20 protein-coding genes and 4 tRNA genes are annotated in these 22,845 nt (G+C 52.7%); 11 read left to right on the forward strand and 13 right to left on the reverse strand.

What is annotated here, in order from left to right; all coding sequences use genetic code 11:
- Window positions 1-2: 2 nt before the first annotated feature.
- Both KO116_RS11310 and KO116_RS11315 read right to left on the reverse strand, forming a co-directional pair.
- Window positions 3-1,592: a peptide chain release factor 3 gene (locus KO116_RS11310; protein WP_035558305.1), complete on the reverse strand. Its 1,590-nt coding sequence runs from the start codon at window positions 1,590-1,592 to the stop codon at window positions 3-5.
- Window positions 1,593-1,829: 237 nt separating this feature from the next.
- Window positions 1,830-3,071: an NAD(P)/FAD-dependent oxidoreductase gene (locus KO116_RS11315; protein ID WP_035558307.1), complete on the reverse strand. Its 1,242-nt coding sequence runs from the start codon at window positions 3,069-3,071 to the stop codon at window positions 1,830-1,832.
- 327 nt (window positions 3,072-3,398) lie between these two features.
- Between KO116_RS11315 and amt the strand changes: the two genes are divergently transcribed.
- Window positions 3,399-6,779, forward strand: a complete 3,381-nt coding sequence (amt, locus tag KO116_RS11320) for an ammonium transporter (protein ID WP_035558310.1) — start codon at window positions 3,399-3,401, stop codon at window positions 6,777-6,779.
- 112 nt (window positions 6,780-6,891) lie between these two features.
- Here amt and KO116_RS11325 read toward each other — a convergent pair.
- From KO116_RS11325 to KO116_RS11340, 4 genes are all read right to left on the reverse strand, one after another.
- Window positions 6,892-6,966 (reverse strand) — tRNA-His (locus KO116_RS11325).
- Between the two features lie 34 nt (window positions 6,967-7,000).
- Window positions 7,001-7,075: transfer RNA gene (locus KO116_RS11330), tRNA-His, on the reverse strand.
- Between the two features lie 79 nt (window positions 7,076-7,154).
- Window positions 7,155-7,231: transfer RNA gene (locus tag KO116_RS11335), tRNA-Arg, on the reverse strand.
- A gap of 91 nt (window positions 7,232-7,322) precedes the next feature.
- Window positions 7,323-7,399 (reverse strand) — tRNA-Pro (locus KO116_RS11340).
- Between the two features lie 257 nt (window positions 7,400-7,656).
- On the opposite strand from KO116_RS11340, the gene folD reads away from it, so the two are divergent.
- Together folD and mtnN are read left to right on the forward strand one after the other, a co-directional pair.
- A complete protein-coding gene (gene folD / locus KO116_RS11345; RefSeq protein WP_035558312.1) occupies window positions 7,657-8,529 on the forward strand; it encodes a bifunctional methylenetetrahydrofolate dehydrogenase/methenyltetrahydrofolate cyclohydrolase FolD in 873 nt (290 codons plus the stop codon).
- Between the two features lie 40 nt (window positions 8,530-8,569).
- On the forward strand, window positions 8,570-9,277 hold the full coding sequence (gene mtnN / locus KO116_RS11350; RefSeq protein WP_035558314.1) for a 5'-methylthioadenosine/S-adenosylhomocysteine nucleosidase: 708 nt from the start codon (window positions 8,570-8,572) through the stop codon (window positions 9,275-9,277).
- A 14-nt stretch (window positions 9,278-9,291) separates the two neighbouring features.
- Here the strand turns inward: mtnN and pyrC are convergent, their stop codons facing one another.
- Window positions 9,292-10,329, reverse strand: a complete 1,038-nt coding sequence (pyrC, locus tag KO116_RS11355) for a dihydroorotase (protein ID WP_035558317.1) — start codon at window positions 10,327-10,329, stop codon at window positions 9,292-9,294.
- 191 nt (window positions 10,330-10,520) lie between these two features.
- Between pyrC and KO116_RS11360 the strand changes: the two genes are divergently transcribed.
- Genes KO116_RS11360 through KO116_RS11370 form a run of 3 tightly spaced genes read left to right on the forward strand, consistent with a single transcriptional unit; the run spans window position 10,521 to window position 12,798 of the window.
- Window positions 10,521-10,937, forward strand: coding sequence for a hypothetical protein (locus KO116_RS11360; RefSeq protein WP_035558320.1), 417 nt, complete (start codon window positions 10,521-10,523; stop codon window positions 10,935-10,937).
- 7 nt (window positions 10,938-10,944) lie between these two features.
- Window positions 10,945-12,216 carry an ATP-binding protein gene (locus KO116_RS11365; RefSeq protein WP_035558324.1) on the forward strand — a complete coding sequence of 424 codons (1,272 nt, stop codon included), beginning with the start codon at window positions 10,945-10,947 and terminating at the stop codon, window positions 12,214-12,216.
- 42 nt (window positions 12,217-12,258) lie between these two features.
- Window positions 12,259-12,798: a response regulator transcription factor gene (locus tag KO116_RS11370; protein ID WP_035558327.1), complete on the forward strand. Its 540-nt coding sequence runs from the start codon at window positions 12,259-12,261 to the stop codon at window positions 12,796-12,798.
- A gap of 70 nt (window positions 12,799-12,868) precedes the next feature.
- Here the strand turns inward: KO116_RS11370 and KO116_RS11375 are convergent, their stop codons facing one another.
- Both KO116_RS11375 and hybE read right to left on the reverse strand, forming a co-directional pair.
- Window positions 12,869-13,642: a 3-hydroxybutyrate dehydrogenase gene (locus KO116_RS11375; RefSeq protein WP_035558329.1), complete on the reverse strand. Its 774-nt coding sequence runs from the start codon at window positions 13,640-13,642 to the stop codon at window positions 12,869-12,871.
- A 55-nt stretch (window positions 13,643-13,697) separates the two neighbouring features.
- Window positions 13,698-14,123 carry a [NiFe]-hydrogenase assembly chaperone HybE gene (hybE, locus tag KO116_RS11380; RefSeq protein WP_035558332.1) on the reverse strand — a complete coding sequence of 142 codons (426 nt, stop codon included), beginning with the start codon at window positions 14,121-14,123 and terminating at the stop codon, window positions 13,698-13,700.
- Between the two features lie 177 nt (window positions 14,124-14,300).
- Here hybE and KO116_RS11385 point away from each other — a divergent pair, with 177 nt between their 5' ends.
- Together KO116_RS11385 and KO116_RS11390 are read left to right on the forward strand one after the other, a co-directional pair.
- Entirely contained in the window at window positions 14,301-14,564 is a 264-nt protein-coding gene (locus KO116_RS11385; RefSeq protein WP_035558335.1) for a GrxA family glutaredoxin, read from the forward strand.
- Window positions 14,565-14,703: 139 nt separating this feature from the next.
- The gene (locus KO116_RS11390; RefSeq protein ID WP_035558339.1) at window positions 14,704-15,471 is read left to right on the forward strand and encodes a hypothetical protein; all 768 of its coding nucleotides are present in this window, start codon (window positions 14,704-14,706) and stop codon (window positions 15,469-15,471) included.
- Between the two features lie 80 nt (window positions 15,472-15,551).
- Here KO116_RS11390 and KO116_RS11395 read toward each other — a convergent pair whose 3' ends face one another.
- The gene (locus tag KO116_RS11395; protein WP_035558343.1) at window positions 15,552-16,214 is read right to left on the reverse strand and encodes a CoA transferase subunit B; all 663 of its coding nucleotides are present in this window, start codon (window positions 16,212-16,214) and stop codon (window positions 15,552-15,554) included.
- A gap of 78 nt (window positions 16,215-16,292) precedes the next feature.
- The gene (locus tag KO116_RS11400) at window positions 16,293-16,991 is read right to left on the reverse strand and encodes a CoA transferase subunit A (protein ID WP_035558347.1); all 699 of its coding nucleotides are present in this window, start codon (window positions 16,989-16,991) and stop codon (window positions 16,293-16,295) included.
- Between the two features lie 165 nt (window positions 16,992-17,156).
- Between KO116_RS11400 and KO116_RS11405 the strand changes: the two genes are divergently transcribed.
- The 3 genes from KO116_RS11405 (at window position 17,157) to KO116_RS11415 (ending at window position 19,952) form a co-directional block, all read left to right on the forward strand.
- Complete coding sequence (locus KO116_RS11405) at window positions 17,157-18,053, forward strand: LysR family transcriptional regulator (RefSeq protein WP_035558350.1); 897 nt, start codon at window positions 17,157-17,159, stop codon at window positions 18,051-18,053.
- A gap of 118 nt (window positions 18,054-18,171) precedes the next feature.
- Entirely contained in the window at window positions 18,172-19,053 is an 882-nt protein-coding gene (locus KO116_RS11410) for an acyltransferase (protein WP_035558353.1), read from the forward strand.
- Between the two features lie 32 nt (window positions 19,054-19,085).
- A complete protein-coding gene (locus KO116_RS11415; RefSeq protein WP_045812120.1) occupies window positions 19,086-19,952 on the forward strand; it encodes a LysM peptidoglycan-binding domain-containing protein in 867 nt (288 codons plus the stop codon).
- 97 nt (window positions 19,953-20,049) lie between these two features.
- Here KO116_RS11415 and gcvT read toward each other — a convergent pair whose 3' ends face one another.
- Together gcvT and KO116_RS11425 are read right to left on the reverse strand one after the other, a co-directional pair.
- Window positions 20,050-21,162, reverse strand: coding sequence for a glycine cleavage system aminomethyltransferase GcvT (gcvT, locus tag KO116_RS11420; protein WP_035558356.1), 1,113 nt, complete (start codon window positions 21,160-21,162; stop codon window positions 20,050-20,052).
- A 124-nt stretch (window positions 21,163-21,286) separates the two neighbouring features.
- Complete coding sequence (locus tag KO116_RS11425; RefSeq protein ID WP_008958022.1) at window positions 21,287-22,693, reverse strand: alanine/glycine:cation symporter family protein; 1,407 nt, start codon at window positions 22,691-22,693, stop codon at window positions 21,287-21,289.
- Window positions 22,694-22,845: the final 152 nt, after the last annotated feature.

Here is a 22,845-nt window from a genome sequence, read left to right on the forward strand (position 1 = left end):
ACTTAGTGTTCGCGGGTGGGTTGGAAGCGAATGTCCGGCCAGCGCTCCTGAGTCATCTGCAGGTTAACCCGAGTCGGCGCGATATAAGTGAGATAGCCACCGCCATCAATCGCCAGATTAGTGCTGGCTTTACGCTTAAACTCTTCGATTTTTTTAGCATCCTCACAGTAGACCCAGCGGGCAGTCTGCACATTGACGCCTTCATACAAGCAGTCGACCTTGTACTCCTCTTTCAGGCGATGAGCCACCACATCGAACTGCAGGGTGCCCACAGCGCCAAGGATCAGGTCATTATTGTCCATCGGCATAAAGACCTGGGTAGCGCCCTCTTCAGAAAGCTGCTGCAAGCCTTTTTGCAGCGCTTTCATTTTCAACGGGTCTTTTAACCGCACGCGCTTAAAGAGCTCTGGTGCAAAGTGCGGTATACCGGTAAAGCGCATATCTTCACCGACGGTAAAGGTATCGCCGATCTGAATGGTACCGTGGTTGTGCAGACCGATAATGTCACCGGGCCACGCTTCTTCGACCTGCGAGCGGTCAGAGGCCATAAAGGTCAGCGCATCGGCAATTTTGACGTCTTTGCCAATGCGCACATGGCGCATCTTCATGTTCTTTTCGTACTTGCCTGAACAGACCCGCAAGAAGGCAATGCGATCGCGATGATTGGGATCCATATTGGCCTGAATTTTAAACACGAAACCGGTGAAGCGATCATCATCAGAAGTGACTTCTCTGGTATCGGTTTCATGGGCCTGGGGGGGCGGCGCGTATTCAACAAAGCCATCTAGCATTTCACGCACCCCGAAGTTACCCATCGCAGTCCCGAAATAGACCGGCGAAAGCTCACCACGACGATAGGCGTCCAGGTCAAACTCATGGGAGGCACCACGCACTAGTTCCACTTCCATGCGCAGCTCTTCTGCTTGGTCTTCACCCAACACGGCATCTACTTCAGGATTATTTAGGCCTTCAATGCGTTTATCATCGGGGATACGGCTACCCTGCCCCTGGGTGTAGAGGTGAACCACATCGTTATACAGATGATAAACGCCCTTAAAGTGGCGCCCCATGCCAATCGGCCAGGTCATTGGCGCGCACTGAATATTGAGTACCGTTTCGACCTCATCCATTACCTCAATGGGGTCACGGATATCGCGATCCATTTTGTTGATAAAGGTGAGGATCGGCGTGGTACGCAGACGGCATACTTCCATCAACTTAATCGTACGATCCTCAACGCCCTTGGCGCCGTCGATCACCATCAAGGCAGAGTCAACCGCCGTGAGCGTACGGTAGGTGTCTTCAGAGAAATCTTCGTGGCCAGGTGTGTCCAGCAGATTGACAATACGCCCGCCATAGGGGAACTGCATCACCGAGGTAGTGACGGAGATGCCCCGCTCCTGCTCCATTTTCATCCAGTCCGACGTTGCGTGGCGATCATTGCGCTTGCTTTTAACCGAGCCCGCTAGCTGGATGGCGTTGCCAAACAACAGCATCTTTTCGGTGATCGTTGTTTTACCGGCGTCGGGGTGGGAAATAATAGCGAATGTCCTGCGAAGCTCAGCTTCACGGGCTAATTGAGTCTCTTTCATTGTGCCTCTTCAAATATAGGGTCTCATCCGCAGCACTCGATCAGAAGCTCTCGCTAACTGGCCAACGCGCGTTGAGCTATGTCCATTACGGCAATTGTAACGCTTGGAGGCGGCTGTTGTCGCGGGTGGTGTCAAACGTGACGCCCTTGAAAAAGACCAAAAAAAACGCTGAACAAGTCAGCGTTTTTATAACCTTATCGGCTTAGTCTGCCTAAGCATTAATAGTGATAGGTCTATTTAAAACCTGTCAGCGCGAAATGGCGCCATATCGATAGCCGTTGGCTGCCCTTCCATCATATCCGCCAACAAGTGGCCGGTAGCGGGCCCTAACGTAAACCCTTGATGACCGTGACCAAAAGCAAGCCATAGGCCAGAATGGCGTGGCGCTGGGCCAATCACCGGTTTCATATCGGGCAGGCACGGCCGCGCACCTTTCCAGGGGGCTTCATCGCGGCGCTCCCCTAATGGAAACACACTGCGAGCCACTTTCTCTGCCGCACCCAGTTGGTTAACGTCGGCGGGGGCATCAAGACGGTCTAACTCTGCCCCGGTAGTCAAGCGGATACCCGCATTCATCGGCGCCAGCAGGTAGCCAATTTCGGCATCCATGACCCAGTAATTTAGCTTGGCCTCTGCTTGCGGGGCGTAGTGCATGTGATAGCCACGCTTCACAAAGGTAGGGAAATGGTAACCAAGCTCCTTCAGCCAGCTACCCGCCCAAGGCCCTAGCGCCACCACGACGTCGTCTGCTTCTAACGTTTCGGCGGCGGTGCTTACCTGCCACCGGCCACCCACCTGCTGAACAGAGGTGATGTCCGCCTGCAGAATGCGTCCGCCATCATTGCTGAATGCTTGGGCATAAGCCGCGACCAGCGCGCCTGGGTCGGCCACGGTCCAGGGGTCGAGCCAATGAATCGCGCCGATAATATGTTCGCTAAGGGAAGGCTCTTTCTCCATCAGCGCAGCCCGATCCAGTTGCTCAAATTGAACACCATAAAGACGGCGCGCCTCTTCAGCATCTTTTAACCGTGCGGCCAACTTTTCAGGGGTACGGTAAAGCTCAAGCCATCCCTGCCTGCGCACTAAGTGTTCCGCCCCGGCAGCCTCAATCATCGGGCCGTGGGTCTTCAGTGACTGCTGAATCAAAGACGCGTATTCCGGCACGATTTTCTGGTAAGCCTTCGGTGCTGAGTTCATCCAGTAGCGCAACAGTGGGGAAGCGGCATTCACCATACCCGCAGGACGATAGCGAATATCAACCCGTCGGTTAGGCAACACGCTCAGGAGCGTTTTGACATCCCGTGGAAAGGGGTAAGGCCTAACGGCTTCTCGCTGAATAATGCCTGCATTGCCAAACGAGGTTTCTCGGCCAGGCTGAAGACGGTCTACCACGGTGACCTCATGACCGCGTTGTTGCAGATGCCAAGCAATGCTGACACCTACCATCCCTGCTCCTAAAACTACCGTTTGACGTCCCATGTTGATGCACTCCCCCCGCTGTCGATTCAGCACTATTATTGACAAGTAATAACTATTTGAAAAATATCACCAAATCAACCGCATTAATATAGTAGAAACCGCTGTTTTAAAGCTTGAAATAAGTAATTAATGCTGCATAAAGAGCTAAAAAGGATGACAAAACTATTAGCGGCATAACAATTGCTTAGTTTCTATTAGGCAACCTGAAAGGTATGCGATTGACGCCGCCGTAACGGCCTCTCCCTTCCCAGCGCAAAACACATAACGCACTAAAAAGAAGCGTTCGCACCAAAAGATGCCCTCGCACTCGTGATAAAGGAAAACACCATGCCTGCAACGCTAAATCTGGATAGCTCGCTGATCGATACGCTCTGGGTACTCTGGGCAGCCGCTCTGGTATTTGTGATGCAAGCTGGCTTTCTATGCTTAGAGGCTGGCACAACGCGTACCAAGAACGCGATTAATGTCGCTATGAAAAACGTAGCGGACTTTGCGATTGCCGTCAGTGTTTTTTGGCTCATCGGATTCGGCATCATGTTTGGTGATTCGTTGGGCGGCGCTGTAGGCACGACGTTATTCGGCTGGCAGTTAGATGCTTCGGGTAGCTGGGTGATCACGGTGTTCATCTTCCAGACAATGTTCTGCGCGACCGCCGCCACCATTGTGTCGGGTGCAGTGGCGGAACGCATGCCCTTTTTAGCGTATATTTGGACGGCGCTATGGATCGCGTTAATTATCTACCCCGTATTCGGACACTGGGCTTGGGGTGGGCTATTAGGTGGTGCCGCAGGCTGGCTAGGGGCTCTGGGGTTTGTTGATTTTGCTGGCTCCACAGTGGTTCACAGTGTAGGCGGCTGGGTAGCCCTGGCAGCGGTACTCTGCATCGGCCCACGCAGCGGTCGTTTCGCAAACGGCAAGCCTCCTACCGCTTTTCCCTCTGGCAACCTTCCACTCGCGATGCTTGGCGCGCTATTTATGATATTAGGTTGGTTTGGCTTTAACGGCGGTAGCACGCTGGCGGTTACCGACCAGATACCAGGCATATTGGCTAATACCGTGCTTGGAGCCGTGGGCGGCATTCTCTCCGGTATGCTCATGGGAATGCGAACACGTCGTTACGCCGATGTGATGTACGCAATTAATGGCGCCATTGCAGGCCTAGTCGCCGTCACCGCCAGCGCGCATGTGATCTCGCTCCCGGCGGCATTTGGCTTGGGGGCGGTTAGCGGCGTGCTAATGGTACTGACCAGCGAATGGCTGCTAAGTAAGCGTATCGATGATGCCGTGGGCGCCATACCTGCCCATTTGATATCCGGCATTTGGGGCACGCTCGCACTCCCCTGGGTGGCGGATATGGCACAACTGGATAGCGGCCTGTCCCGACCCGCTCAATTCGGCATTCAGCTACTTGGCGTTGTCGTTTGCGGTGTTTGGAGTTTTGGCAGCGCATGGCTGATTTTTCGCATCACCCGGCGCTTCCTGCCCTTACGCGTCTCACCTGACGCAGAAAAAATGGGCCTCAATTTAGCCGAGCATGGCGCCAACAACGAGCTGAACCAACTGCTCGAACATATGCGCCAGCATGAACAACAGGGCGATATACGCCAACGCATTGAAGCCGACCCGTTTACCGAAGTGGGTGAAATAGCGGCCAGCTATAACCGGGTAACGGCGGCTCTTGAAACCGCCGTTGGTCACACTCGCGTCATGCTGCGGAACCTGCGCGATGGAGTGATCACTTGGCAAGCAGACGGGACCTTAACCAGCCTTAACCCTGGAGCAGAGCAGCTTTTCAACATCAATGCAGCCAGCCTTATGGGTCAACCCGTCTCACATCTGTTGCCTGGCTTTACGTTAACCCCTGGGGCGCGGCATGAAATTAAACGACGCTGCGATGACAAGCGTATTCGCTATTTGGAAATTCAGGTTAGCGAAGGCGCTAGCGGCTCTGCATCAGAGCGTTCTGGAATGGTGCGCGATATTACTGAGCGCAGACAGCTCCAAGAGCAGTTAAACCGGGAGCGTGATCTTGCCCGCACGACGCTGGCTTCTATAGGTGATGGCGTTATCACCTGCGATGCCAGCGGCAACGTCACGTTTCTCAACACAGAAGCGCAACGCTTAACCGGCTGGTCACTCAAAGAGGCAATGGATAAACCCATTCATGTGGTATATCAATTACTCGAGGAAGCCAGTGGCGAACTGCTCAGCAACCCAGCCCGGCAAGTGCTAACGCAATTAACTTCCGTGCACTCCACTGAGCATTGCCTACTGGTAAAGTGTGACCAATCGTACACACCCATCCAACACAGTGCCTCACCGATACGCTCTCGCAGCGGTATCACTCTAGGGGCAGTCGTTGTCTTTCAAGATGTAAGCCTCACTCGCCAACTGACAGAACAACTGAGTTACCAAGTAAGTCACGATAATCTAACCGACTTACTCAATCGGCGTGCATTTGAATCAGCGCTTAACGCGTTGCTTAATCGCGATGATGGCCAACATGTCCTCTGCTACCTCGATCTTGATCAGTTCAAAATAGTCAACGATACCTGCGGCCATCTAGCGGGTGACGAGCTGTTACGGCAAGTGTCATTAAAGCTGAAATCCCATGTGCGCAGTAGCGATATTGCCGCTCGCCTGGGTGGTGATGAGTTTGCCCTGCTGCTACCCGACTGCGGTCTTGATAGAGCGCTTGTCATTACCGAAGCTCTGCGCAGCGATATCGAAAATTACCGATTTGCCTGGCAAGAGCACACCTTTGGGATTGGGGTTAGCATTGGCTTGGTTGAACTCAACGCTGCTCAACCCATGCAGCTTAGTCAAGCACTTCACGCTTCTGACGCAGCTTGCTACGCCGCAAAGGAGGCGGGACGCAATCGCATCCACTGCTATCAACCCGATGACCATTTGTTACTAGAGAGGCATGGTGAACTGCAGTGGGTTCAGCGCTTGCAAAATGGTCTTGATAACGATGCCTTTCGACTTTTTGCCCAGCCGATTAAAGCTATATACGGTGACGCTCCCGCTTATCGTGAGATTTTGCTCCGCCTGGAAGAGCATGGTGAACTTATCGCCCCTGGAAGCTTTTTACCTGCCGCTGAGCGCTATCACTTTATGGTGCGCATTGATCGTTGGGTAATTCGTAATACCCTGGCATGGCTAGGAGATCAAAATCGCCAATCCTCTCCACCAACATATAGCCTGTGGGGTATCAATTTATCAGGGGCTTCGCTGTCCGATGCTGATTTTTGTCAGGATCTGATTACCAAGGTCTCTACAGCAGACCTACCCCACGGCACGCTCTGTTTTGAAATTACTGAAAGTACCGCGATCGCCCAGCTATCCAGCGTAAAGACACTCATTAATACCTTGAGAGTTTATGGCTGCCGTTTTGCTCTTGATGACTTTGGTACCGGACTCTCCTCGTTCAGTTATTTGAAACAGCTACCCGTTGATTATCTAAAAATTGACGGTAACTTCATCCGCAATGTGCATCAAGACCCGATTGACCGGGCAATGGTGGAGGCAATTCACTCGGTGGGTAAGGCACTGGGGATCAAGACGATCGCAGAGTTTGTTGAAACCCAGGCTACGCTGGACACACTGCATCAGATAGGGATTGATTATGCGCAGGGGTATTTATTAGGAATGCCTGAACCGCTTACCAATATGGCCGGCAACCGTATTCGAGTGATGCCTCGTTAGAAAAACGAGAGCGCTTAAAAGGCGAAAACAAAAAAACCCAATAAAGGGCATAAAAACCGAAAAATAGAAACTAAAAACAGGAGGAGATAACAAGAAGAGTACATGCGGGTAATGGGGTGGATGATGGGACTTGAACCCACGACCACCGGAGTCACAATCCGGGGCTCTACCACTGAGCTACACCCACCACAACCTAAAACTGGAAACGTAAACATTGTCACTGGGGTGGATGATGGGATTTGAACCCACGACCACCGGAGTCACAATCCGGGGCTCTACCCCTGAGCTACACCCACCATAGACAATCTTACGTAGAAACAAGTATTACATGCTTGAAGAATGATTCTCTGACGGGTTGTTACCACTGAAATTAGGTGGCACGCCCAGCAGGAATCGAACCCGCAACCTACGGCTTAGAAGGCCGTTGCTCTATCCGGTTGAGCTATGGGCGCACAAAAAGCATTCAGAAATAACGAATACTGATGAGCACTAGACCACAACCAAAGCTTGAAAAAGCAAGCTACTACCTTTCACGTTTAGGTGTGGTCGGGATGGAGGGATTCGAACCCCCGACATCCTGCTCCCAAAGCAGGCGCGCTACCAGACTGCGCTACATCCCGATTTTTCATCACCCTAGACGCTACCGCTTGGTCCGTCTCAAGCGAGGCATATATTACTATTTTTAATTTTAAAGTCAACCATTAAAGTGATTGTTCGTGAAGGCGCTTTGCCTGGATGCCCTAGCGTGCGAAAATTACCGCCTTAGAAAGCGTAGCCAACTGCGCTAGCAGCACTAGGTACTGTCTTAAAAGCCATTACGTCAAAAGGCTTCGAGACACCGCCTAGCCCTTTTCCACGTCCACAGGGATTTCTCTACATGACTGCCCAACTAATCGATGGCAAAGCCATCGCTGCTACTGTTCGCCAACAGGTTGCCGAGAAGGTTGCCGCACGTAAAGATGCAGGCGCACGAGCACCGGGCCTAGCCGTAGTTGTGGTAGGAGATGATCCCGCCTCTCACGTTTACGTCAGTAATAAGCACCGCGCCTGCGAACAGGCAGGCATTCTTTCCTTCCAGCATACTCTGCCCACTGCGACCTCTCAGCATGACTTAGAAACGCTGGTTGATCAGCTCAATAGCGACCCGGCCGTAGACGGAATACTGGTTCAACTGCCACTACCCAAGCACTTAGATGCCGGCCCTATTTTAGAGCGTATTCGTCCTGATAAAGATGTTGATGGTTTTCATCCTTACAACATTGGTCGCTTAGCACAGCGCATGCCTGCGCTACGCCCTTGCACCCCTAAAGGCATCATGACCTTACTGGCGCAAAGCGACATCGCGCTACGCGGCTTGGATGCTACCGTGGTCGGCGCTTCTAACATTGTCGGCCGCCCTATGGCACTTGAACTGATGCTCGCGGGCTGTACCACTACCGTATGCCACCGTTTTACCCAGAACCTTAAAGACCACGTTAGCCGCGCTGACATTGTGGTGGTAGCCGTCGGCAAGCCAGGCATCGTTAAAGGGGAATGGATTAAGCCAGGAGCTGTCGTGATTGATGTAGGTATTAATCGCCAGGAAGATGGCACGCTAAAAGGCGACCTTGATTTCGCCGCCGCCGCTGAACGCGCTAGCTTTATTACCCCGGTTCCGGGCGGCGTGGGACCCATGACCGTCGCAACGCTGCTCGAAAATACGCTTGAAGCCGCTGAACGGCACGATTTAACGCCCCAAGATCACGCCTGATTAATACATTTTCATCCCTTTTATGCAGGAGCATGGCGCAGTGAAGCGTATTGGTATTATTGGCGCAATGGCGCAGGAAGTAAGCACTTTAGTAGCGCAGCTAGACAATGCTGAACGCTATGAACACGCGGGTTTTACATTCCATACTGGAACACGTTATGGCCTTGAGGTGATTGTGCTGCAGTCAGGCATTGGCAAAGTCAACGCCGCAGTGGGTACCGCTATTTTATTAGAGCGCCACCAACCCGATGTCATTATCAATACCGGTTCGGCGGGTGGATTTGCCACCGATTTAAAGATTGGCGATGTGATCATCTCTGATGAAGTACGCCATCATGATGTTGACGCCGTCGTATTTGGCTATGAGATGGGCCAAGTACCGGGGATGCCCGCCGCCTATCAGGCCGACACGGCGCTACGAGACATTGCCCGTAACGCCATTGCTTCATTAGGTGAGGTCAACATACGCGAAGGGCTGATCGCCACAGGAGACGCCTTCATGGCCGACCCGGCTCGCGTAGAAGCAACCCGCGCCCAATTCCCCACCATGCTGGCCGTTGAGATGGAAGGCGCTGCGATTGCTCAGACATGCTATCTCTACCAGTGTCCTTTCGTCGTGATCCGCGCACTCTCTGACATTCCAGGCAGTGGCGACAACCACCTCTCTTTTGATGAGTTTTTGGAAGTAGCTGCCGACCACTCATCGCGCATGGTCGATCAAATGCTGAAGCAGCTTAGCCAAGGCTAGCTGGTATCTCAGGGCTACGCCTTAATAGCCCATCCAAGCGATTCGCCCGCCAATAGCGGAATAATCGACTCGCCTTGGGCATAGGAGTAGCTCTCCGGCAGTCGCCATTCGCGTCGTTCTAGCGTCATGGTGTCAGCGTTAGGCGTCAGGCCATAAAAGCGCGGCCCGTTAAGGCTGGCAAAGGCTTCCAGTTTGTCCAAGGCATTCATTTCATCGAAAGCAGTAGCGTAAAGTTCAATGGCGGCGGGGGCGGTATAAGCACCTGCACAGCCGCAGCTTGACTCTTTAGCACCCTGAGAGTGAGGCGCGCTATCGGTGCCCAAAAAGAACTTGTGGCTACCGCTGGTGGCTGCTTTCAAAAGCGCCTGACGATGCTGCTCACGCTTGAGAATCGGCAAGCAGTAGTAGTGAGGGCGAATACCACCGACCAACATTTTATTGCGATTGAACAGTAAGTGATGGGCGGTAATGGTAGCGGCCACGCTGTCCGGCGCTTGCGCGACAAACTCTGCGGCCTGCTGAGTAGTGATATGTTCAAACACCACTTTCAGCGTTGGGTGGCGCGCCAGCAATGGCTTCATCACTTTTTCGATAAACACAGCTTCGCGATCAAAAATATCAATCTCAGCGGTAGTGACCTCGCCATGCACTAACAGGGGCATGCCTACTTCAACCATCTTGGCAATCGTGGCATCACAATGGGCCAAGTCGGTCACACCTGAGTCAGAATTTGTAGTGGCACCCGCTGGGTAAAGCTTGACCGCTTTGACGATGCCGCTCTGTGCTGCGCGTTCAATCTCTTCGGGGGGCGTGGTATCGGTAAGGTAAAGCACCATTAAGGGCTCAAAAGTACTGCCCGCAGGTAAGGCGTCTAGGATACGTTGACGGTAATCAATCGCCTGGGAGGTTGTGGTGATCGGCGGAGTTAGATTAGGCATAATAATGGCACGCCCCATCTGTGCGGCGGTATGGCCTACCACCGCCTTTAGCGCTTCACCATCGCGTAAATGAAGATGCCAATCATCGGGGCGGGTCAGTGTTACAGTGTCCACGGCGAGTCCTGTACTGGAGTGATGTCGGAAAAATGATAGCGACAGTATACGCAATTGCGCGATTGGATAAATCCACTCTTCGAGCGCCACACATTTGCCCAAGTGTCGTATCATGGCGGCACTTTTCTTAATGAACCCGTCTTAACGACTAGGGTTGATAGCTCGCTTTAACGTTAAGGACCCGATTGTTTATGCAGAATGTGCGACGTTATGCGGATGTCATTGCCAGTCTGGAGGGCGTGTTATGGCTAAGCTTGGCTTGGTCAATTTCGCTGTCAGTCCATATGGGCAGCACGGAGCCTACCCTTGCCAGTTTGTTAGTGATTGGTGCTCTCGTGGTGTTCTGCTGGGCGCATCGACCACTGCGTTTTTTGTTAGGTCGCTACCATATTCGCAAGCGGCGAACCGATATGTGGATTCATATTTTAGCCCTGCCTCTGCTGCTAGCGATGTTCTTCCACATCATGTTGGAAGCCCTATTAGGCAGTGCCTGGCTGCCACCTAAAATGCTGCTATTTAATATCCTGGCCTCTGCTGGCTGGGCCACCTACGTCATGACGTTGTTTATTAAGTTTGTGATTCATGGCCTAAAAACCAGGACTAAGTAAGCTCATTATGCCAACGGCTCTACCACTTCCGCTCTCTACGCCCAACCGTAATTTAGTGCGGCTCACTATCGTGCGCGGCATCACCTGGACCGGTTTTTTACTGGCCATTATTGTGGGTGTCGAATTGCTAGCCTTCGATTTACCAGTGACTGCTGTGGTGAGCGTGGTGATAGCCATGGGCATACTTAATATCGCCACCTGGTGGCGGCTGGGTCGCCCACGGGCCGTTACCCACCTGGAGTATCTACTGCACCTACTGGCCGATATTGCAGGCCTTACACTGCTGTTTTACTTTTCCGGGGGCTCCACCAACCCTTTTATTACCTACTACTTAGTGCCGGTTACTATTGCCGCCGCCACCCTGCCCTGGCGCCACGCCTGGATCATTGCCGCCTGCGCTATGGCGGGTTATACCTTTTTAATGTTCTCTTACTTCCCCATCCCGCAATTGGGTCATATTAATAGCGACAGCCCCTTGAGCCTGCACATATTGGGCATGTGGCTTAACTTTGGCCTCTCAGCAGGATTGGTGACCTTTTTTATCTACAAAATGGCCCACGCATTGCGTAGCCGGGACCAGGCACTTTCCCGCACCCGGGAAGCCGCGTTGCGTAATGAACAGGTATTGGCAGTAGCCACTCAAGCCGCTGGCACAGCGCATGAATTGGGAACGCCGCTCTCTACCATGGCGGTGCTACTCAAGGAAATGCAGGCCGACGCGCTACCTGATTCTGAGCTGCATGAAGACATTACCCTGCTGCGCCAGCAGGTGGACGTCTGCAAATCACGGCTGCAAAACTTAGTCTCTAATGCGGATAGGCGCCGGATGGCAGAGCCTGAAGTGCTTGACGCAGAAGTTTGGCTAGCAGGCGTTGTGCAGCGCTGGCTAGTGCTAAGGCCGGATGTGAGCCATCATTTCGAGGTGGCCGAGAAGCGTAGCAGGCCATGGCTTGCGGTTGATGCCACGCTTGACCAAGCGTTAACGAACCTATTGAACAACGCCGCCGACGCCAACCCTGAGCACATTGCGATTCGTTTAGACTGGCAGGATGAGAGTGTAGTCATTGATATACGCGACCATGGCCCAGGGGTGGCCATGTCGATTGCCGACCAGTTAGGGGAAACGTTTATCTCCACAAAAAGCAAAGGCATGGGCATAGGGTTGTTTTTAACCCACGCCACTATCAATCGCTTTGGAGGCGGGGTAAGCCTGTATAATCACCCGGAAGGGGGTACGCTAACGGAAGTTACGCTGCCCCGCTGCGCGGCACCGCATTAAACCCGGCTGCCCAAGCATCGCCTTTAATGGATTGAGGACAACATGCAAACGCGAGACCAACGCCTGCTGATTGTTGATGACGATGAAATGTTTTGTCATGTGCTAAATCGCGCTTTAACGCGGCGTGGTTACGAAGTCATTGTTGCCCATAATGCCGATCAGGCCCTGGCAATGGCCGCCCAGTACTTGCCCACGATGGCGACCCTTGATCTAAAATTGGAAAATAGTTCAGGTTTAAAGCTGCTTCCCGAGCTACTGGCCATTTCACCCCAGTGTCGCATTGTGGTGCTGACAGGCTACTCCAGCATTGCGACTGCCGTTGAGGCCATCAAGCTTGGTGCAGTTAATTATCTCTGCAAGCCGGTAGATGCTGATGATGTGCTAACGGCCTTTGAGCGCCAAAGTGGCGACCCTGATATTGAGTTGGCTGATAATCCACCTTCAATTAACCGCATTACCTGGGAGCATATTCAGAAGGTACTCCAGGAGCACGACGGCAATATATCGGCCACCGCCCGAGCACTGGGCATGCACCGCCGTACTCTGCAGCGCAAATTACAAAAACGCCCGGTGCGGCGTTAGATTGTTGGTTAATTGCCCGCTAGTCCAAGCCCCACCACACTAAAATGTTTTATGGCAGAGGCCTGAACGCTTAATGCGCTGTCCAGCCTAGATCAATATTAAAGCTTGACCCGGTCACCGCACCGGCGGCATCGGACACCAGATAGGCGACTAGTTGCGCCACCTCATCAGGCTCGATCAAGCGCTTGATCGCCGCCTGTTTGAGCATGACTTTCTCAATCACTTCCTGCTCATCCATACCGTGCAACTTAGCTTGATCGGCGATCTGATTATCCACCAGTGGCGTTTTCACATAGGCGGGGCAAACAGCGTTTGCGGTAATCCCTTGCTCCCCCCCTTCCAACGCTGCGGTTTTGGTCAGACCAATCATCCCGTGCTTGGCGCTGATGTAGGCTGCTTTACCAGGCGAGGCCACCTGGGCATGTATTGAAGCCACGTTAACGATGCGTCCCCAGCCTTTTTCGCGCATGTGCGGCCAGGCCGCTTGCGTGAGCAGAAAGGGAGCGGTCAGCATCAGATCCATAATCTGCCGCCATTTTTCCTCGGGAAAGGTCTCAATCGAAGCTACATGTTGAATACCGGCATTATTGACCAATATATCAACTCCGCCAAAACGCTTAACCGCATCGGCTACCGCCGCACGGCAGGCATCTGGGTCTGTCAGGTCAGCTTCAAAAAAGGCAGCGCCAGCCTGTTCAGCTATCGCTTTTCCCGCCGGGTTAAAGTCGACCGCAAGCACTTGATGGCCTAGCTCGCAAAAGTGCTTAACAACCGCGGCACCGATACCACTGCTGGTTCCGGTGACCAGCGCTACACGCGGCGTTGAAACGGATGAGGAAGTCATGGGCAATTCCTTGTCATAAGTGGTCAGAAGGTGTTTTCAGTATAGCGGTACGTGGTTAAGCGTCAGGCTCATCGACCGGTTGCATTAAACGCGCCATCATTTGCTGCGCCAACCTAGCAGCCTCCTGCATATTCTCGAGCTCTTCTAGATTGTGCAAGATGGCGCGCTTATAGAGCTCATAGCCACCAGGCAGGCTCTCAAGAGATAGCTGATAGGCGCCTGAAGGTAAGGAAAGTGTCAGCGAATCTGCCAAAGGTTCCGTAAGATGGGATTGATCAGGCACCACGACCAGCCAAAGCTCACAGGGTGTAATCAACGCGCCCACCATATTTCCTGCACAATGATGCTGAAAGCATAGCGCATCAAATCCTAAGCGCGGATTCCATCCCTCCTGTTGTTTCATGGAAGGTAAATGCACATCTCGATAGGCCTTCGCCAGTTCAGCAAGAAGGGCGTATTCGTCAGCAGTCAGCGTATACATAAACGTGTGATTTTTTCCAGGTGATAACAGGCATTAATGGGCAATGTAGCGAGCTGCTATTGGCGAAATAAGCGTTGCTAAGCCACAATGGGCGCAGATTATCGTGCCGCAAAGACTTTTCACTCGGTTACGTTCCACTTTGTAACTTATTCTGCTTATCGTAAAGGAGCGCCACCTATGTTTGTGGTTATTTTTGGTCGGATGTCCTGCCCCTTCTGTGTACGTGCTAAACACCTTGCAGATCATCTGGAAAAAGCCGGAAAAATTGAAGGGTACCGCTATGTCGATATGCCTTCTGAAGGCGTTACTAAGGAAGATATCGCCAAGACCGCTGGCAAACCCATTCATACCGTACCGCAAGTGTTCGTGGATCAAACTCATGTCGGTGGCTTTACCGAGTTTGATCAGTTTGTCCGCGACAAACAGCTCCTCGCCGTTTAATAGTAATTGGCGTTTGGCACTGTGCTGCCGTTAAAACCCTCGTTAATACCCGTTGAATCCTTGCCTGCCTTGCTTGCCTATACTGTGCAGTTACTCATGGCCCACGCGAGGTGTGCCACTTTTGGGCAAGGAGTTCACCATGCAGCGTCAGGAGTTTGTTCAGCAGCTGTGGCTAGACTACGTACATACACACCCCGATATTGGGGCATTGAGGCTGTGGCCACTCTCGGCCGCAGCCGAATATTTAACGTTAGTCACACTCAACTACGGTCCTTTTTCGGCTACCGCGCTTAGCAGCAATTTAGCCCACATGGGCTACCGCGCTATGAGTCACTACGCCATGGCGGACAAAGGCCTACTCGTGCACTTACTAGCCCCCAGCGATGGCAGTAGCTGGCTGGTGCTTGCCGAATTGCAAATAGGCACCCTTTCTAAAGCGCCGCGAGAAGCAATTGAAGGACTGGTGCGTCAATCGCATCCTCAGGATTGCAAAGGGCATAATTTACTCTGTCGCGGTAGACCCTGGCCAATGCCCTCCTGGGCACTTTATCAGCAGTTGCAGCAGGCCCATCCGCTAGCCGCATGGCTTGCAGTGAGGGGGCCCCGCTTGCACCATGCGGGCTTTGATTGTGGTCAGCTTGGCGAACCGTTAGCCGTTTTGGATCAACGTCTCAAAGAGGTAGGTATGCTGAGCCTGCAAGAGCAGCAGAACGGTGTTTTTACGGTGTCACCGCTGCTTGACCATCGTTTTTACCCAACGACACCGCAGAAAGCCGTATTCGCCGATGGCGATGAGCATCGCCTCTGCTTAGGGGGGCTGGCGCTCGTCCAAAAGCATGTAGAGCATAGTCACGAGCGCCTAGCCGACGTCCTTCTACCCCATCACACACGCTGTGAAATGGCATGAGTCGCTAACTCTTTCAGTTAGCGACTCACTATCTCACTATCTCTAATGCTACTCGACTTAAAAGCTGACGGGGTGCCTTATTAAGCGTCAAAGCTCATTTCAGGCACGTGGTCTGGCACGATTAGTTTGCCCGCTGTTTTTTCGACAATTTCTTCAACGCTAACGCCGGGCGCACGCTCTTTGAGGATAAATGCACCGTCTTTGATTTCCAGATAAGCGAGATCGGTCAAAACACGGTTAATACAACCAGCCCCCGTCAGCGGCAGCTCGCATTTTTCCAGCAGTTTGGATTCACCATGTTTAGAGGCATGCGTCATGGTGCAAATAATATTGTCAGCGCCAGCCACCAGATCCATCGCGCCGCCCATGCCTTTGATAAGCTTGCCGGGGATCATCCACGAGGCGATATTGCCTTGTTGATCAACCTCGAAGGCGCCCAGTACGGTCAAATCCACATGCCCACCACGAATCATGGCAAAGGACTCAGCTGAAGAGAAAATCGCCGCGCCCGGGCGCGCCGTCACGGTCTCTTTACCCGCATTGATCATATCCGCATCAAGCTCTTCTTCGGTGGGGTAACGGCCCATCCCCAGCAGTCCGTTTTCGGATTGCAGCATGACATCAATGCCGTCTGGAATGTAATTGGCAACCAGGGTGGGAATACCAATGCCCAAATTGACGTAAAAGCCATCTTGAAGTTCGCGAGCGACACGCTGGGCCATCTGTTCTCGTGTTAAAGCCATGGTGACTACCTCTTGTTGAATCGTTAAATAGGAAGCGAGTGAGATATTTGAAATTTAAGTCTTTAAAAAAGCGGTGACTTAACTACGCACCGTGCGTTTTTCAATGCGCTTTTCAAACGTGCCTTGAATAATCCGATCCACATAAATGCCTGGCGTATGGATCTGGCTAGGCTCAAGCTCACCCGGCTCCACAATTTCTTCAACTTCTACCACGGTGATTTTCCCCGCGGTGGCGGCCATGGGGTTAAAATTTTGTGCTGTATGGCGATACATCACATTGCCATAGCGATCCGCTTTCCAGCCTTTCACAATGGCAAAGTCACCAATAATGGCTTCTTCTAAAATATAGTGCCGGTCATTGAAGACACGTACTTCCTTGCCTTCGCCAATCGGCGTGCCGTAGCCGGTGGCAGTGTAAAAAGCAGGGATACCCGCGCCACCTGCGCGCATTTTTTCCGCCAACGTGCCTTGAGGCGTTAACACCACCTCAATTTCATCGTTCAGCATTTGCTTCTCAAATAACGCGTTTTCACCTACGTAAGAGGCCAGAATTTTACTGATTTGACGATCTTCAAGCAGTATCCCCAAGCCAAAACCATCCACACCACAGTTATTTGAAACCACGGTGAGATCATGAACGCCGCGGCGCTTGATTTCCGCGATCAGGTTTTCGGGAATGCCACATAGGCCAAAGCCGCCAGCAATGACGGTCATACCGCTCTCAATGCCTTCCATCGCTTCTTTGTAGGAAGATACTCGCTTATCGAATCCTGCCATTGTTGTGCCTCACGTTGTTGTCATTAAATATGAGTGGTCATTGATATGGGCTGTCAATAATACATAGACCGCCCCTTACGATAGTGCCAGTGTTGTGCCAGATGATATATTTGTTAAGTTTGTTTTTCTTATCAATTTATTGGTAAAACTTATAAAAGGCACTTTATGACCGTCAAACAGCTGCGCGCCTTTCTCGCGGTCGCCCAAACGCTCAGTTTTACCCAGGCCTGTGAGCGGCTGCATTTATCCCAGCCAGCGCTCAGCTTGGCGATCAAGGGGTTAGAAGAGTCGTTGGGGGGGAAATTGTTAATCCGGAGCACCCGGAGCGTTAGGCTAACCCCAGAAGGCGAGTCGCTGCTACCGCTGGCCAAACACTTGCTGGCCCAATGGGATAATACCGAAGAGCGGTTGCGCCAGCGCTTCACGCTTCAGCTGGGCCGGTTAAGCGTCGCCGCCATGCCTGCTTTCGCCTGTAATTTATTACCCGCAGCGTTAGTTAAGTTTCGCCAGCAATATCCCAAAATCAATATCACAGTGCACGACGTGATCAATGAAGAAGTCACTGAAATGGTGCGCTCTCGACAGGTGGAAATGGGTATCGCTTTTTCACCGGAAGGCGCGGGCAGCCTACTGTTCACCCCCCTGTTTGAAGATCATTTTGTCGCTGTGGTACCGCCAACTTCCACGCTAAATCAAGCCTCGCAGCTAACTTGGCCAACCCTACTCAATCACGACTTTATCACGCTGCAGCGCCCTTCTATGGTGCGCCGCTTGTTGGAACAGGAGCTGCGGAAACAACACATGGAACTGCCTGTGGCGTTTGAAAGCCACCAGCTCTCCACCGTCGGAAGAATGGTTGCTGACGGGTTAGGGGTGAGCGCGGTGCCTTCTATGTGTATTCGACAAATGCATGAGCTGGGCGCCCGGTGCATACCGCTAACAGCCCCAGCCATCTCTTGCCGAGTGGGTATTTTGACGCATCAAGAGCTTTCCGTTGCCGCCCATGCGCTTCGCACTGTACTGCTTAATACTGTTCAAGCGCCTTCGCTCCCTCGCGACTAACCCCTTACTATGTTGTTGAGACAGTTGATGAGACGAACTGGGTTTCTGCTGGGCAGCGTGGCTAGGATCATTTAGCATTCAGTATTACGCTATTCGTCTGACGGTAAGGAAACGTGGTATGCCTATTTTAAAAGGGCTTGTCAGCGCTCTGCTGCTAACCCTCAACACGCTATTCTGGGGCGTACCTCTAATTCTGTTGACGCTACTCAAACTCATTGTTCCCGGGCAGCGACTGAAACAGAAGGTGCTGCTGGGTTTAAATGCCGTGGCACTCAACTGGATCGGCTTTAATCTGTGGTGGATGCGGCGCTGGCTTAAGCCTGACGTATCGATCACGGTTCCCGAGCAGTTGAGCCCCCATCAATGGTGGCTGGTGATATCCAATCACCGCAGTTGGACGGATATCTTTATGCTATTCATGGCGTTACACCGCCGCATACCGATGCCGCGGTTTTTCCTCAAACGTCAATTAATCTGGATTCCTATCGTGGGCTTGGCTTTTTGGGCACTTGAATTTCCCTTCATGCGTCGCTTTAGCCGTGAACAAATAGCTAAAAACCCCAAACTTGCCACCATAGACCGCACGTCTACCGAGCGTATGTGCCAACAGGCACGTAATACCCCGATTGCGATTTTTAATTTTGTCGAAGGCACACGTTTTAGCGTCGCCAAGCGCGATGCTCAGCAAAGCCCTTATCGCCACTTGTTGCGCCCCAAAGCAGGTGGCGTTGCCCAGGTACTTAGCCTGCTAGGCAGTCAATTAGATGGTATTCTGGACGTAACGATTAGCTATACCAACCCATCCCCCACTTTTTGGGGTTTTTTGTGCGGTAATGAAGCGCCCATTACGCTGCACGCACGGCAACTAGATATTCCTCAGTGGATGTACGCACCTAATAACCACGACGAAAAGCAGCATAAGGAACGTTTCCACACATGGATCAATTCACTCTGGCGGGAAAAAGATGGCCTGTTGGACGGCAAAACCGATCACGACTGATTGGCTTGTTAAGCACCTGCCTATTAGCCGGAATGCTTGTCGGCTGTGCCAATGCGCCTCAATCGTCATCTCAGCGTGCGGCGGCTCCTAGTGCTACTCAGATTAGTGGCAATTGGGTGCAGGTACAGCGCGGGGACACACTCGGGAAAATGGCGGGCCGCGCTAATGTGCCGCTAGAACGATTACAACGATTTAACCCAGGTGTGAATGCACGACGGCTAGAGGTAGGCCAACGGTTATTGATCCCCACTCAGCAAGAGCGCGCACCTTCCGGCGGTCCTTATCGTTACCAAATTCGCCCCGGCGATACGTTTTCGAGTATCGCCCGCCATTTTGGTACCACCAGCGGCCGTATTCAGAGCGCCAACCCTAGCGCCACGCCCACTAACTTACGAGTAGGTCAAGTCGTTAGCGTTCCGCTTGGCGGCTCTGCGCCTCGAACCGCTGCTAGCAGTAGTGGTTCATCTAGCCCTAACCGACCCGCTGCCGCGCCCAGTAGTGCCCCCAGTCAGGCGCTGCCCGCTTCAGCTAGACGCTGGCCCTGGCCATTGGATGATTATCGTGTGGTTCGCCGCTTTGGCCCAGATAGCCGTGGCACTCTCCAGCCAATGCTGCTGGCAACACAAGCGGGCGCCCAGGCAAAATCCGTCGCCGCCGGTGAAGTACGTTTTGCTGATGGTATGCGCCAGCTTGGCGAAGTAGTGATTGTGCACCATGCCGACAACCTTCAAACCGTATACGCCCTTTGTGACCGCATATTGGTCGAGGTGGGTAAGCAGGTGAGCGCGGGTGATGCGCTTTGCGAAGTAGGCCAAAGTGATGCAACCCAGCGCTACGATCTCCTCTTCGATCTGCGCCAGGGTGGTAAACCCATCGATCCTAGGCAGGTGCTGCGCTAAAGCTCTTCGTACAGCACTGGTTAAAGCACTTGTTAAAAACCAAGCGGCCCCTGCTTAAACAGGGGCCGTGGGGTTTAGGCTAGTGTCTGCCGTTTTGTTAGCCGCGATAGTAGCCAGGTTTAACAAACGGCATAGTGGTAACCACCATGGGTAACTGCTTACCACGCACTACCGCATACACAGTGCTTTGCGGTGCCTCCAGCTCACGGGTCACATAGCCCATCGCCACCGGTTTACCGATGCTCGGTCCAAAGCTGCCCGATGTCACCACCCCAATCTCATTGCCCGCTTCGTCTACCAGTGTTGCCCCCTCTCTTACAGGCGCACGACCGTCGGCTAACAGTCCAACGCGCTTGCGGGTATGATCTTTGGCGTCAACTTGATGCAGGATAACGTCAGCGCCTGGAAAACCGCCTGCACGTTCGCCGCCATGGCGACGCGGTTTACCAATCGCCCAAATCAGCCCGGCTTCAACAGGCGTCGTTTGCATATCCATATCGTGCCCGTAGAGGCATAACCCTGCTTCCAGACGCAATGAATCCCGTGCGCCCAAGCCAATAGCCTCTACTTCAGGTTCTGCCAGCAACCGCTCGGCGAAGGCTTCGCAGGCATCAGCCGCGACTGAAATTTCAAAGCCATCTTCACCGGTATAGCCACTGCGGCTCACCCACACTTCCTGCCCCGCAATAGTGAAGCGGCCATGCTGCATAAACACTAATTCGCACGCTTCAGGACACAACCGCTGCATCACATCTCGCGCCTGGGGCCCTTGGAGCGCCAGCAAGCCACGATCTAATGTTTCAACCTCATGGGTGGAAGCTAAATTTAAACGCAAATGCGCTAAATCCTGATCTTTGCAAGCAGCGTTCACTACGAGATAAAAATGATCGCCTGCGTTGACCACCATCAGGTCATCAATAATGCCGCCTTCCGTGCTGGTGAATAGCCCATACCGTTGAGCGCCTTTTGCAAGCTCCACTAAATCAGCGGGTATCAAGGTTTCCAGCGCTTCAGCAACATTATTGCCGGACACACTAATCTGGCCCATGTGTGAGACGTCAAACAGGCCGCACTTCTGGCGAGTGTGTTCATGCTCCTTTTTGACCCCCAGCGGGTACTGCACAGGCATTTCGTAGCCAGCAAAAGGCACCATTTTGGCACCCAGCTTGAGGTGCAGCGCGTGCAGTGGCGTTTGCTTTAATTCAGACATGGGGGATTCCTCTTAGAAATTCTTCACTCTCAAAAGAGAACGGGAAGCCACCTGTGTGCCTTCCCGACTCCATTTAGCTATACATCAAACATATACTTGCAGCTCACCTAATAAGCTGAAGGTTTTATTGATCGTGTTCCAGCTCTTCACCCGGCAGCACATCTTTGCCATCGAAATAGTCCTTGGTTAGCTTAAAGACTACCGGCGAAAGCAGTGCCAAGGCAATCAGGTTGGGAATGGCCATCATGGCATTGAAGGTATCCGCCATTAACCAGATAAAGCCCAACTGAGCGATGGCGCCTAGCGGGATCGCCAGCACGAACAGCACGCGATAGATCATGATAGAACGCGTGCCAAACAGGAACTGGCAGCACTTCTCACCATAAAATGACCAGCCAAGAATGGTGGTAAAAGCAAAGATTGCCAAGGCGACCGCGACAATTTGATTGCCGAATCCTGGCAGTGCGGCGTCAAAAGAGAGCGCGGTCAGCGATGCGCCGGCTTCACCGTCGATCCATACGGTAGAAGTCAAAATCACCAGCGCGGTAATCGTGCAGACAATAATGGTATCGATAAAGGTACCCAGCATCGCGATTAAGCCCTGGCGAACCGGATTTTTGGTTTTTGCCGCTGCGTGGGCAATCGGCGCACTACCTAAACCCGCTTCGTTAGAGAAAATGCCGCGCGCCACACCAAAGCGAATCGCCGCCATAACCGCTGCACCGGCAAAACCACCGGCCGCCGCCATCGGGTTAAAGGCGTAGTAAAAGATTAAGCCAAAAGCTTCGCCAATCTGGCCGGCGTTAATGATCAATACCAGCAGGCCTGCCACCACATAGGCAATGCCCATGATGGGGACCAGTTTACCCGCCACCTTAGCGATACGCTTGATGCCACCTAGAATTACCGCCCCTGCCAGCACCATAATGATCACACCCGTGATCCAGTGCGGCACACCAAAAGTGGCATCCATGGCATCGGCTACCGAGTTCGACTGCACGGTATTACCAATACCGAAAGCAGCCACGGCGCCAAAGAAAGCAAAGACACCGCCCAGCCAGAGCCATTTTTTGCCCAAGCCGTTTTTGATATAAAACATTGGCCCACCGACGTGGAAACCAGTGCTATCGGTTTCACGGTAACGGACAGCCAATACCGCTTCGGCAAATTTCGTCGCCATCCCTACTAGCGCGGTAATCCACATCCAAAAAACCGCGCCAGGGCCACCTAGTGCAATCGCGGTGGCGACACCAGCAATGTTACCGGTACCGATGGTCGCCGACAGCGCTGTCATCAACGCATCAAAGGGAGATATTTCCCCCTCATCGCCCTCTTTACTCACCGCTTTATCAGCGCTGGGTTTTGGCTCACGTCCTGCCCACATTAGCTTGAAACCCATACCGAGTTTTCTAATCGGCATCAGTTTCAAGCCAATCTGCAGGTAGATACCTACACCCAGGAGCAAGATCAACATGATGGGTCCCCACACCACGCCGTTGATTGCCCCCAAGAGGCTAGTTAATGTTTCCATGTGCTTCTCCTCACCCTGTTAGTTTGTTGCATTTGTTAACCCAGAATCTGCATGTTTTACACTATGTGGCTAGTGGTCTTCTATGGTGATGTCGCTTGCGCATAGAGGATGCCGCTTTTTTCATAACCAAACACAAAAGAATAACGGAATCA

It is taken from the genome of Halomonas sp. KO116 (assembly GCF_000734975.2).
Lineage (GTDB): Bacteria > Pseudomonadota > Gammaproteobacteria > Pseudomonadales > Halomonadaceae > Vreelandella > Vreelandella glaciei.